General features: G+C 40.5%; 10 protein-coding genes and 2 rRNA genes (1 of these 12 running past the window's edge). 11 read left to right on the top strand and 1 reads right to left on the bottom strand.

Annotated features, from left to right (window positions below; genetic code table 11):
- From AC3KZC_RS10210 to ihfA, 7 genes are all read left to right on the top strand, one after another.
- A 23S ribosomal RNA gene (locus AC3KZC_RS10210) occupies nt 1-766 on the top strand; it begins 2,121 nt to the left of the window's first position.
- Nucleotides 767-948: 182 nt separating this feature from the next.
- Nucleotides 949-1,063, top strand: a 5S ribosomal RNA gene (rrf, locus tag AC3KZC_RS10205).
- 160 nt (nt 1,064-1,223) lie between these two features.
- Nucleotides 1,224-2,273: a DUF8605 domain-containing protein gene (locus tag AC3KZC_RS10200; protein WP_518525890.1), complete on the top strand. Its 1,050-nt coding sequence runs from the start codon at nt 1,224-1,226 to the stop codon at nt 2,271-2,273.
- Between the two features lie 3 nt (nt 2,274-2,276).
- Nucleotides 2,277-2,987, top strand: a complete 711-nt coding sequence (gene hda / locus AC3KZC_RS10195) for a DnaA regulatory inactivator Hda (RefSeq protein WP_490580387.1) — start codon at nt 2,277-2,279, stop codon at nt 2,985-2,987.
- A gap of 101 nt (nt 2,988-3,088) precedes the next feature.
- Nucleotides 3,089-4,069 carry a phenylalanine--tRNA ligase subunit alpha gene (pheS, locus tag AC3KZC_RS10190; RefSeq protein ID WP_490580388.1) on the top strand — a complete coding sequence of 327 codons (981 nt, stop codon included), beginning with the start codon at nt 3,089-3,091 and terminating at the stop codon, nt 4,067-4,069.
- 14 nt (nt 4,070-4,083) lie between these two features.
- Nucleotides 4,084-6,471, top strand: coding sequence for a phenylalanine--tRNA ligase subunit beta (gene pheT, locus AC3KZC_RS10185; protein ID WP_490580389.1), 2,388 nt, complete (start codon nt 4,084-4,086; stop codon nt 6,469-6,471).
- Nucleotides 6,472-6,473: 2 nt separating this feature from the next.
- Entirely contained in the window at nt 6,474-6,773 is a 300-nt protein-coding gene (ihfA, locus tag AC3KZC_RS10180) for an integration host factor subunit alpha (RefSeq protein WP_009840442.1), read from the top strand.
- 101 nt (nt 6,774-6,874) lie between these two features.
- Here ihfA and AC3KZC_RS10175 read toward each other — a convergent pair whose 3' ends face one another.
- A complete protein-coding gene (locus tag AC3KZC_RS10175) occupies nt 6,875-7,669 on the bottom strand; it encodes a DUF2989 domain-containing protein (protein ID WP_490580390.1) in 795 nt (264 codons plus the stop codon).
- A 142-nt stretch (nt 7,670-7,811) separates the two neighbouring features.
- Between AC3KZC_RS10175 and AC3KZC_RS10170 the strand changes: the two genes are divergently transcribed.
- From AC3KZC_RS10170 to AC3KZC_RS10155, 4 genes are all read left to right on the top strand, one after another.
- Nucleotides 7,812-9,257 (top strand): glyceraldehyde-3-phosphate dehydrogenase, encoded by a 1,446-nt coding sequence (locus AC3KZC_RS10170; protein ID WP_490580391.1) that lies wholly within the window; start codon nt 7,812-7,814, stop codon nt 9,255-9,257.
- A 123-nt stretch (nt 9,258-9,380) separates the two neighbouring features.
- Complete coding sequence (locus AC3KZC_RS10165; protein WP_490580392.1) at nt 9,381-10,505, top strand: M14 family metallopeptidase; 1,125 nt, start codon at nt 9,381-9,383, stop codon at nt 10,503-10,505.
- 37 nt (nt 10,506-10,542) lie between these two features.
- A complete protein-coding gene (locus AC3KZC_RS10160; protein WP_490580393.1) occupies nt 10,543-12,219 on the top strand; it encodes an alanine/glycine:cation symporter family protein in 1,677 nt (558 codons plus the stop codon).
- A gap of 76 nt (nt 12,220-12,295) precedes the next feature.
- Nucleotides 12,296-12,619, top strand: coding sequence for a hypothetical protein (locus AC3KZC_RS10155; RefSeq protein ID WP_490580394.1), 324 nt, complete (start codon nt 12,296-12,298; stop codon nt 12,617-12,619).
- The last annotated feature ends 1 nt before the right edge of the window (nt 12,620 follow it).

The following is a 12,620-nucleotide window of genomic DNA, read 5'->3' as shown; positions in this document are numbered from 1 at the left end:
GGAACGCTAGTTCTTGTGGAGTCGTCCTTGAAATACCACCCTTGTAGTTTTGATGTTCTAACGTAGGTCCCTAATCGGGATTGCGGACAGTGCCTGGTGGGTAGTTTGACTGGGGCGGTCTCCTCCTAAAGAGTAACGGAGGAGCACGAAGGTTTGCTAAGTACGGTCGGACATCGTACGGTTAGTGTAATGGTAGAAGCAAGCTTAACTGCGAGACGGACAAGTCGAGCAGGTACGAAAGTAGGTCATAGTGATCCGGTGGTTCTGAATGGAAGGGCCATCGCTCAACGGATAAAAGGTACTCCGGGGATAACAGGCTGATACCGCCCAAGAGTTCATATCGACGGCGGTGTTTGGCACCTCGATGTCGGCTCATCACATCCTGGGGCTGAAGTCGGTCCCAAGGGTATGGCTGTTCGCCATTTAAAGTGGTACGCGAGCTGGGTTTAGAACGTCGTGAGACAGTTCGGTCCCTATCTGCCGTGGGCGTTTGAGAATTGAGAGGGGTTGCTCCTAGTACGAGAGGACCGGAGTGAACGAACCGCTGGTGTTCGGGTTGTCATGCCAATGGCACTGCCCGGTAGCTACGTTCGGAATCGATAAGCGCTGAAAGCATCTAAGCGCGAAGCGAGCCTCGAGATGAGTTCTCACTAGAGCTATAAGCTCTCTGAAGGGCCGTTGGAGACTACAACGTTGATAGGTTGGGTGTGGAAGCGCTGTGAGGCGTTAAGCTAACCAATACTAATTACCCGTGAGGCTTAACCATACAACGCCAAAGTGGTTTGTATGAAGCACTGATGAATAGCAAGAAGTTAGATAGAACTAAAGTAGACGAATTGAATATCAGCCTTCCGAATTTATGGTTCTGAATTTATCAACACCTTCCATGGCGTTGACCCTAACGGGCCGCACTAAAGTGCGTTAAATTTTGTTCCAGACAAAATTTTGCTTGGTGACAATAGCGTTTTGGACCCACCTGATCCCATTCCGAACTCAGTAGTGAAACGAAACAGCGCCGATGGTAGTGTGGGGTTACCCATGTGAGAGTAGGACATCGCCAGGCTCCTAATAAGAGAAACCCGTTGCAGCAATGCAGCGGGTTTTTTGCTATATTTTGAATTAAAAATTGAATTATTTTACATAAAAATATCATTTTATCCTTTTGATTTGTTTGAGCGTTTGCTTTAGGATCGTTTTAAATCAATTTTTGAAATGATATGCCTGTGTTAAGACATTTTTTAGCCTTATTAATCACTACCTTCTCATTTTTTTGTACTGCTGTAGAGGTACCTGATTTATATCAATTTAAAGTACTTGTTTCTGATAAATCCAATAATGCTCGTGCTACAGCGAGTAAAGAAGCTCTTTTAGGTGTACTTAATAAAGTCAGTGGACAGCAAATCGAGCAGGCTAATCCTGCAATTCGTTTGGCTTTACAAGATATTTCGCAATTTATGCTCAAATTTGAATATCAAGAAGCTGAGTATGGCGCTCAGTTGTTGCTTGTTAAATTTGATGCAACAAAAATTAACGGGCTATTGAATGATATTAATGCACCAATTTGGGGAAATCGACGCCCTTTAGTTTTAATATGGCTTGCAGTTGAAGATGCTTATCAAAGAGAGTTATTAACCCGAGAAAGCTTTCCTCAACTAGAAGAGGTATTGTCGGATAAAGCAGACCAACGTGCAGTCCCAATTGTCCTCCCTTTACTCGATCTCGAAGACAGACTGAATATTACAGTAAGTGATGTTTGGGGAAACTTCTCTGCTCCTGTAGATTTAGCATCTTCTAGATATAATCCAGAGAGGATCGTAACTGCTCGACTTTACAAATTGCCCGAACAATCTGTTTGGCAACTTGATTGGCGTTTTACAATTAACTCAGAATTCCCAAATAATGTTTTAATTGGAGATCAACAGCAGATTATAGGTCAAATGATTGATGAAATAGCGCTTTCTTTATCAAGCCAATATGCTGTTTTACGTAATAATCCAGATGCTGCTCAGGGGGAAATTTTTATATTGAATGGTGTGAACGACTTTGTACAAATCGAGCAAGCGAAAAGACGTTTATTGAGTTTATCAGTCGTACGCCAAGTTGATCTTGTTAGAATGAAACAAGGCGAATTAGTACTCTCGTTACAACTGAATGGCACCAAAACAGACTTAATGAATACGCTTAGTTTAGATAAAGGCTTTAAACGCTTATTTGACCCGCTTGCATCAACAGAAGCTCAAAGTGTTAATCGCTATCAATGGCTAGGTCAGTAACTAATGCTTGCATCTGAACCCATGCAAATGGCGCTTGCTGTGACATTGCCTGATGATGAAACATTTACGAGCTATTTTGGCGGAGAAAACTCGCTGGTAGTCAGTCATTTAAAAAATAGCTTCGAGCAAATGAAAGCTAATTTTCAGTTTACTTATTTGTGTGGTTTAGCTGATTCTGGTAAATCGCATTTACTCTATGCTACATGTGTTTATGCTCAAGAAAGAGGGCTTTCAACTATTTTATTAAGTATGAAAGAAATCATTGGACTAGAACCCAGTATGCTTGATGGACTCGAGTCTTTGAGTGTGGTTTGTATTGATGATTTACACTTGATAGCTGGCCATCCCAATTGGGAAAGAGCAATGTTTAACTTTTATAACCGCTTTAATGAGCCTGATAAGTTGTTGGTTGTCGCTTCGGATTTACTTCCTGATATGATTACTATTCAGCTTCCTGATTTAGAGTCTCGTCTGAAGTGGGGGACTACATTTCAAATTCGCTCTATGAGTGATGATGATAAAGCGGAGGCACTGGTAAAACGCGCTAAAATGCGCGGATTAGAACTCTCTATTGAGTGTGCGCGCTTTTTATTAACACGATTGAGCCGGGACATGCGGGCGCTGCTCGATGTGCTTGATAAGCTTGATCATGCTTCAATGGTTCAACAACGTAAGCTGACCATTCCTTTTATTAAAGTTACTTTAAACTTATAGTGTTAGCGACTAGCATCTAGTCGTTAATTTCAGTTATCATTGAGGATTATAATAATCCTTGAAATCGGCAAATCTACCTCAGTAGAGGGATCAGAAATCTAATGAACTTAGAAACTATTGTATCGCAGGCACTTGCTGCGGTTGAAAACGCAAGTGAGATCGCACAACTTGAAGATGTGCGTGTAAATTATTTAGGTAAAAAAGGCCAAATTACGGATTTACTTAAAACTTTAGGTAAGATGGATCCGCAAGAGCGTAAAACTGCCGGTCAAGTTATTAACCAAGCTAAAGAAACCGTGCAAGATCAAATTAACGCTAAGCGTGAGTTACTTGCAGCGACTGCCTTGGCTAAAAAATTAGCCCAAGAAACAATTGATGTCACATTGCCAGGTCGTGTTATGCCTACAGGTGGCTTACATCCAGTTACGCGCACGATTGAACGTATTGAAAGCTTCTTTGGAGAGTTAGGTTTTGAAGTTAAAGCGGGTCCTGAAGTTGAAGATGATTTTCATAACTTTGATGCTTTAAATATTCCAGAGCATCATCCTGCTCGTGCTGATCACGATACATTCTATTTTAATCCTAAATTAGTACTTCGTACGCAAACCAGTGGTGTGCAAATCCGTACCATGGAAACAGAACACCCACCACTGCGTATTATCTCACCTGGTCGAGTTTACCGTAATGACTACGATCAAACGCATACGCCAATGTTCCACCAAGTCGAAGGTTTAATGGTCGACAAAGATGTGAGCTTTACCGAACTTAAAGGTATTTTGCACGATTTTTTACGTAACTTTTTTGAAGAAGACATGGAGATTCGTTTCCGACCTTCTTATTTCCCATTTACAGAACCTTCAGCTGAGGTCGATGTTAAAGGTAAAAATGGCAAATGGCTTGAAGTATTAGGTTGCGGCATGGTTCACCCTAATGTACTTAAGTCAGTAGGTATCGACCCTGAACAATACACAGGTTTTGCCTTTGGTATGGGTGTGGAGCGTTTAACCATGTTGCGCTATGGCGTGAATGATTTACGTGCCTTTTTTGAGAATGATTTAAAATTCCTAAACCAGTTCCGTTAAGAGTGAAGATTTAAATGAAATTTAGTGAAAAGTGGTTACGAGAGTGGGTTAACCCAGCAATTAATACCGAGGCTCTTTCGGAACAACTGTCGATGGCAGGTTTGGAAGTTGATGGTTTAGATCCAGTTGCAGGTGCTTTTACTGGTGTGGTTGTCGGCGAAGTTGTTGAATGCGCGCAGCACCCAGATGCAGATAAATTACGCATTACCAAAGTCAATGTGGGTGACGATGAGTTACTTGACATTGTTTGTGGTGCAGCAAACTGCCGTCAAGGCCTAAAAGTTGCGGTTGCGAAAGTGGGTGCTGTTTTACCGGGTGATTTTGTTATTAAAAAAGCAAAATTACGTGGCCAGCCATCTCATGGTATGTTGTGCGCCTTTTCAGAACTTGGCATAGCCGATAATTCTGACGGTATTTTAGAACTACCAAGCGATGCACCTATCGGCCAAGATATTCGCCAATACCTTGGTTTAAATGATTTTATTGTTGATGTTGATTTAACTGCAAATCGTAGCGATTGCCTTGGTATTAAAGGCCTTGCACGTGAAGTTGGTGTGTTAAACAGTATCGACGTTACACCGTTAAACATTACATCTGTTAAAGCAACGATTGATGATACCCTTGCTATCGAACTTGTTGCACCTGCATCGTGTCCACGCTATCTAGGCCGTGTTATAAAAGGCATTAATGTAGCTGCCACAACACCATTATGGATGGTTGAGCGTCTACGTCGTAGCGGTGTGCGTGCTATCGATCCTGTCGTTGATGTTACAAATTACGTATTGCTTGAGTTAGGTCATCCGATGCATGCGTTTGATTTAGCTAAAATCGAAGGTGGCATAAAAGTTCGTAACGCGTCACAAGGCGAAGAACTTGTTTTACTTGATGGAAATACGGTTAAGTTAAATGCAGATACTTTAGTGATTGCTGATCAGCAAAAACCACTAGCAATGGCTGGTATTTTTGGTGGTTTAGATTCAGGTGTGACAGAATCAACGCAAGACATCTTATTAGAAAGTGCATTTTTCAGTCCTCTTGCTATTGCAGGACAAGCGCGTCGTTATGGTTTACATACTGATGCATCACACCGTTATGAGCGCGGTGTTGATTACCAATTGCAACATGATGCAATGGAGCGCGCAACAGCGTTATTGCTTGAAATCGTTGGTGGCCACGCAGGCCCAGTGGTTGAAGCGCTAAGCGAAGCACATTTACCAGCACAAAGAACCGTTGTTCTGCGTCAAAGCCGCTTAGATAAAGTAATTGGCTATGCTATTGCAGCTGAAACAGTTACTGATATTTTAACTCGTCTAGGGTTAACAGTAACGGCCACTGCAGGTCAGTGGACAGCGACTGTGCCAAGCTTTCGTTTTGATATCAGCATTGAAGAAGACTTAATTGAAGAAGTGGCTCGTGTTTTTGGCTATAACAACATTCCAAATGTTGCGCCTAAAGCAAGTTTAAAAATGACCACTCATAACGAAGCCACGTTAGCAGTTAAAACATTTAGAAATACACTTGTTACTCGCGGTTACCAAGAAGCGATCACCTATAGTTTTGTTGATCCTAAAGTGCAAAACTTGATTCACCCACAAGCTGATGCATTGATATTACCTCATCCTATTTCAATTGAAATGTCGGCGATGCGTGTTAGCTTGTTACCTGGCTTATTGTCATCGCTTATCTACAACCAAAACAGACAACAAAACCGTATTCGCTTATTCGAACATGGTCTTAAATTTGTTAAAGATGAACAGGCTGAAAACGGCGTAGCTCAACAGGCTGTTATTGGCGGTGTGATCACCGGTTCTGTGGTAGGTGATCATTGGGCAGTGCCAGCTCGCAATGTTGATTTTTATGATCTTAAAGGTGACGTTGAAGCATTATTTGCACTTACTGCAGATAAAGCATCATTTGAGCTTAAAAATGAGGTAATTGATGGCTTGCATCCAGGTCAATCGGCTGCAATTTATCGTAATGGTAAAAAAGTCGGCTTTTTAGGTACTTTACATCCTGAAATACAGACTAAACTATCGATTAATAGTCAGACTTTTGTCTTTGAAATTGAAATGTTAGGGTTAGAAAACCGCCAGTTACCACAAGCTAAAGAGATCTCAAAATTTCCTGCAAATCGCAGAGATATTGCGATTGTTGTAAAGGATGAAGTTAAATTAGCAGATATCCTTACTGTGATAGAAAAAGTTGGCGCAAATCAATTGGTTGACCTAAACTTGTTTGATGTGTATAAGGGCAAAGGTATTGAGTCAGATCATAAAAGTCTGGCTATTGCTCTAACACTGCAAAATGGTGATCGTACGCTCGAAGAGCAAGACATCAAATTGGTAGTAGATCAAGTAGTGGCCGTTTTGGCTGAAGAGTTTAATGCATCGTTGAGGGACTAGATATGGCGCTTACTAAAGCCGACATAGCTGAACACCTATTTGTTAAATTGGGTATTAATAAAAAAGATGCCAAAGAATTAGTTGAAAGTTTTTTTGAAAACATTCGTGCAGCACTTGAAAGCGGCGAACAAATCAAACTTTCAGGCTTTGGTAACTTTGATTTGCGTGACAAAAACCAGAGACCAGGTCGAAACCCTAAAACGGGTGAAGACATTCCAATCTCTGCACGTCGCGTAGTGACTTTTCGGCCAGGCCAAAAGCTCAAAACCCGAGTTGAAGTAGGTACAACTAAGTCAAATTAAGAATAAAGGCAGCGAAAGCTGCCTTTATTTTTTTGTCTTTATTTTAAACATTGAATTACACGTTAAAAATCTTTTAATTTCAATTGCTCATCCCACGCCAATTAATGCCGTGGAGAGATAAACTGACCATCTTGAATATCCGATAACGTTTTATCCGCTAAGTCTTCTAAACTATCAATTGATTTTCCTTCAGCTACCAAAAGGTTTGCTAGCGAAATTAAATCAATTTTATCAACACCAGACTCTTGTGCAATAAGCCCCCAAATGTACGCATTTTTATAATTTTTTTGTTTATAAAACAAATTTAACAGTGTGGTGTAAATTTCATTATTTACGGGTTTATCACCTTTACTTAACTCTAACGAGTGGTAGAGCAAACTAATGGTTTTATCAATATCAAACTTAATGTAATAAGTGGCTAACAGAAATTGTAATTCGGAGGTTTGCATAATGGGGTCATTTTCTTGTTTTAGAAATTGCTCTAAGGCTTGCTCGGATCCGTTACGTGACCAGTGGTAATACAACAAATTAGGTAGTGAAGAATTTATAGTCTCATTTGACAGGCGTTTTATCTCTCTAAGACTGGTCAGGTAGCCATTCATGCGTGAGGTTTTTTTATCTTTTAATTTGATGTGTTCAATACCTGATGCAAGATGAATACACTTAGAATATTTTTCAAAATGCGTTAGAAGGGTAAACTTATTCTCATCGGTGGGAGTTTTTTGTTCATAATAACGAGCAACAATCACTTCTGAGCGTTCAAAATTACAGTGTCCATCGGTGTTCAAGTCATCACACATTTGTGGCGATTGTTCGCACACTTCTCGCACACTTATTTGATTATCACAGCCAACTAACAACAAAGTACTGAGAAAAAGTAGGTACGTTAGCTTCATTGATTTTCCTTAAAAAATAGCCCAATAGTGAGTCTAGACCACGCTAATCGATCCTAACAGTAGAGAAATAAGCAATATTAAATTAGAATAGGGTCGCCCAAGTAGGGCTATCCGTTCAAAATTTGTTTATTAGGCAGAAAAAATGACCTTATCTCACGAGCAAAACTATCAAAAAAGTTGGCAGGAACGCCAAGATTACGCAGAAAGTATGCAACCTATTATCGGCAAGTTATACCGTAATGCCGGCATTGAGATTGCCATTTATGGCCGTCCGTTGGTAAGCGCAAGCACGATTGATATCATCAAAGCACATAAAACCGTTGCTCAATTTGAAGAAAGTAAATTACGTCTACGTGAAAGTTATCCCTTTTTAGAAGCGATTAGCAAGATGCAATTGGCTTCAGCCCGTATTGATTTAGGTAAACTTGCCTATGCATTTATTTATAAAAATGCCGGTGAAGGCCGCAGCATTGAAGAATATTTAAATGATGAGCTGGCTGAAATCATCAACAAAGATGATGATTCTAAACCACGTGATGTAGTGTTATACGGTTTTGGTCGTATTGGACGCTTATTAGCCCGTTTATTAATTGAACGTGGTGGCTCTCACGCTGACCTTCGTTTACGTGCCATTGTTGTTCGTGGTGGTAAAGACGGTGATTTAGAAAAACGTGCTAGTTTATTACGTCGTGATTCTATCCACGGCCCATTCAACGGCTCAATCACTGTTGATCATGAGCGTAATGCAATTAAAGCTAACGGTGCTTACATTCAAGTTATTTATGCCAACTCTCCAGCAGAAATAGACTATACAGCTTATGGCATTGATGACGCGCTTATTGTTGATAACACAGGTATCTGGAGTGATGAGGCAGGTTTAAGCCAACACCTTCAATCTAAAGGTGCTGCAAAAGTATTATTAACCGCGCCAGCTAAAGGCGATATTAAAAACATCGTTTATGGTGTTAATAACAATACCATTATCAAAGAAGATAAAATTGTGTCAGCAGCAAGCTGTACGACCAACGCGATTACGCCGGTATTAAAAGCAATCAATGATAAATATGGCATTGCCAATGGTCATGTTGAAACCGTGCATTCTTATACTAATGATCAAAACTTAATAGATAACTACCATAAATCAGAACGCCGTGGTCGTAGTGCTGCGCTAAACATGGTTATCACCTCAACGGGTGCAGCTAAGGCAGTTGCTAAAGCACTACCAGAGTTAGCGGGTAAATTAACAGGTAACGCAATCCGCGTTCCAACGCCAAATGTTTCAATGGCGATCATCAACTTAAATCTTAATAGCAGCACAAACCGTGAAGAATTAAATCAATTCTTACGCGATACCGCGCTTTATTCTGATTTACGTGATCAAATTGATTACACAGCGTCAACTGAAATCGTTTCTTCTGACTTAGTTGGAAGCCGTTATGCCGGCGTGGTTGATTCACAAGCAACAATTGTAGAAGATAACCGCGCAATTCTTTATGTATGGTATGACAACGAATTTGGTTATAGCTGCCAAGTTGTTCGTGTAATGCGTGATATGGCAGAGGTAACACACCCAAGCCTACCGCGTTAATACGTGCATTAAATTAAAAAACCAGCCAAGTGCTGGTTTTTTATTTCTTTTCTCTTAAGACAGTTTATACCGCGCTCGCAAGTATGATAGTCTTGGCAACATTGTGCTAAAAAGGTTAAATAAATGAAAATTTCTAGTCAGTTCGACTCTGGTAATATCATCGTTAACGCAATTGAAAATCCAATGGATATTCAATTGGGGATTAACAAAGATAACAATTCTGATTTTTTTCAATGGTTTCATTTTCGTTTAGAGTCAACTCGTGGTGTTAAGCATCAGCTTCATATTGGTGGGTTAGAGCAATCGGCTTACCCCGGCGGTTGGGAAAATTATCAAGCGGTTGGTTCATACGATCGTCAAACGTGGTTGCGTTTACCAACACAATATAAAGACGGTGTATTAACAATTGAGTGTGAATTAGAATGTGATCAAATTTATATCGCTTATTTTGCGCCTTATAGCTACGAACGTCATTTAGATTTAATTGCTTGGGCACAATGTCAAGAAAGTTGTGACGTTGAAATTTTAGGTCAAACTATTGACCAACGTGATATGACATTATTACGTATTGGTGAACCATCACCAGAGAAAAAGAACATTTGGGTGATTGCGCGTCAGCATCCAGGTGAAACCATGGCAGAATGGTTTGTTGAAGGTTTACTCCATAAATTATTAGATGATGAAGATGCGCATGCAGCGGCATTATTAAATAAAGCCGTATTTTATGTCGTGCCAAATATGAATCCGGATGGGTCAGTCCGTGGTCATTTACGTACAAATGCAGCAGGCCGCAACTTAAATCGTGAATGGCAAACGCCATGCGAAACAAACAGCCCAGAAGTATTTTATGTTCGTCAAAAAATGCTCGAAGTGGGTCTAGATATGTGTCTAGATATTCATGGTGATGAAGCGCTGCCATATAACTTTGTAGCTGGTTGTGAAGGGATCCCAAGCTATGACGCACGCCATAAGGACCTTGAAGATAGCTTTAAAGCAGCATTATTAACAATTACGCCAGAATTCCAAGATGTATTTGGATATGAAAAAGACGAGCCAGGTCAAGCAAATATGACGGTAGCGTCAGCATGGATTGGTGAGCAATTTAAAACATTAGCGTACACCGTAGAAATGCCATTCAAAGATAACATCAATTTACCTGACTCAGACTACGGTTGGTCAGATCGTCGCTCCTATTCATTTGGACAAGACAGCCTTGTCGCCATTTTGAATGTGGTCGATAAGCTGTAATTAACACACTATAAAATAATAAGAAGAGGAAGTTCTCGTGCAAGAGTTTGGAAATTTATTAGACAGCCTAGATGGCATGTTGGGCGGGGCCTTTTGGTTTCCGTATGTGTTATTAGGGGTAGGTTTATTTTTTACAATTTACCTTAAGTTCCCTCAGATTCGTTATTTTCGCCATGCTATCCGTATTGTTACCGGAAAATATGAGAAAAAAGAATCTGAAGGGGATACCACGCATTTCCAAGCGCTTGCAACAGCGCTTTCGGGCACTGTCGGGACCGGTAATATCGGTGGGGTAGCATTGGCTATTTCTATCGGTGGTCCTGCAGCGCTATTTTGGATGTGGATGACGGCTTTTTTTGGTATGACCACCAAATTTGTAGAAGTAACGTTATCGCATAAATACCGTGTTAAAACCGAAGACGGCACTATGGCCGGCGGACCAATGTATTACATGGATCGTCGCTTAAACATGAAATGGTTAGCGGTATTATTCGCAATCGCGACCGTTATTAGCTCATTTGGTACCGGCAGCTTGCCACAAATTAATAATATTGCCCAGGGGATGGAAGCCACATTTGGTTTTGCTCCTATCGCCACAGGCGCAGTGTTATCTGTTTTACTTGCGTTAGTCATTCTAGGTGGTATTAAACGTATCGCTGCAATTACGTCACGCGTTGTGCCACTAATGGCTGCAATTTATATCATTGGTGCATTAGGGGTTATTTTTTATAATGTTGAAAATATCGGCCCATCGTTTGCTGCTATTTTTACTAATGCATTTTCAGGCTCTGCCGCTGTAGGTGGTTTCTTAGGAGCGTCATTTGCTTATGCATTTAACAAAGGCGTTAACCGTGGTTTGTTCTCAAATGAAGCCGGCCAAGGTTCAGCTCCAATTGCGCATGCTTCAGCTAAAGCCGATGATCCTGTATCAGAAGGTATGGTCTCAATATTAGAACCTTTTATTGATACCATTATTATTTGTACGTTAACGGGCTTGGTTATCTTGTCATCGGGTGCTTGGACAGAAAAATTTGAAACCCAATTTGAACGCTCCAGCATGAGTTTCTTAAAGGGGGAGTATTCAGAAAAAAATGATGCCGATAGAGCAGCCTTGTACAGCTACTTAAATGGTGAAAAAAATACCATTGAGCTTTATAACGGCCAAATTAACGTTATTGAAGGCAAAGCGGTTACAAATGACTTTACGGTTATTCATTCACGCTCAGTAGGTGAAGATATTCGCTTTGGTTTAACTGCTCGTCATGTGTTTACAGGTACAGTTGAGATTGTTAATGGTGAAATAGCTGATACTGCGATTATGGTCAAAGGAAAGTCATTAGTGCATTCTGCAGAATTAACCACCATTGCTTTTACCCGTGGTTTCTTTGGTGAAAACGGTAAATACATTGTTTCGATTGGTTTATTACTATTTGCGTTTTCAACCGCCATTGCATGGTCTTATTATGGCGACCGTGCCATGACCTATTTATTGGGTAGCCGCTCTGTGATGCCATACCGTGTTTTTTATGTTGCCGCTTTCTTTTGGGCTTCATTTGCCGACACTACCTTAGTCTGGAAATTAGCTGCGGTCGCTATCGTAGTAATGACATTACCCAACTTGCTTGGGATCTTAATCCTTCATAAAGAAATGAAACAGTCGGTAGACGACTATTGGATTAAGTTTAAAAAAGACAAGGGCGAGGAAAAAGAGTAGAATATGCGGCGTCCATCAGGACGCCTTTTTTATTCGAGTCCTTGGCGCAATCGCTAAGTAGTATTTAGGAGCGAGTATGGCAAGAATAGATTGTCCAAACTGCGGTAAACCTGCATCAAGTAAGCATGAGCAATGTCCTCATTGTGACTGTAAGTTACAAGGATTGACAGAATATGATCGTCTGGCTTTAACCAATCAAATTTACAATCAAAAAAAGCAAAAATTGATGAATCAATCATTTTTAGCCTTAATTTTGTTTCTGAGTGGTTTTTTGTATTTGTACTCCAGAGCACCAGCGATGGGTACACCAGAGTTAATGGCATGTAGATTTGCTATTGGCGCTGGGTTTGTCTGGTATCTAATAAATCGCATTCGTATCGTCTTTTTGAAAAAGAAATAAA

The sequence above is a fragment of the Pseudoalteromonas sp. J2K-J031 genome (assembly GCF_058197095.2).
Note: the sequence above shows the minus strand (reverse complement) of the source record. Positions and strands in the feature narration are given on the sequence as shown.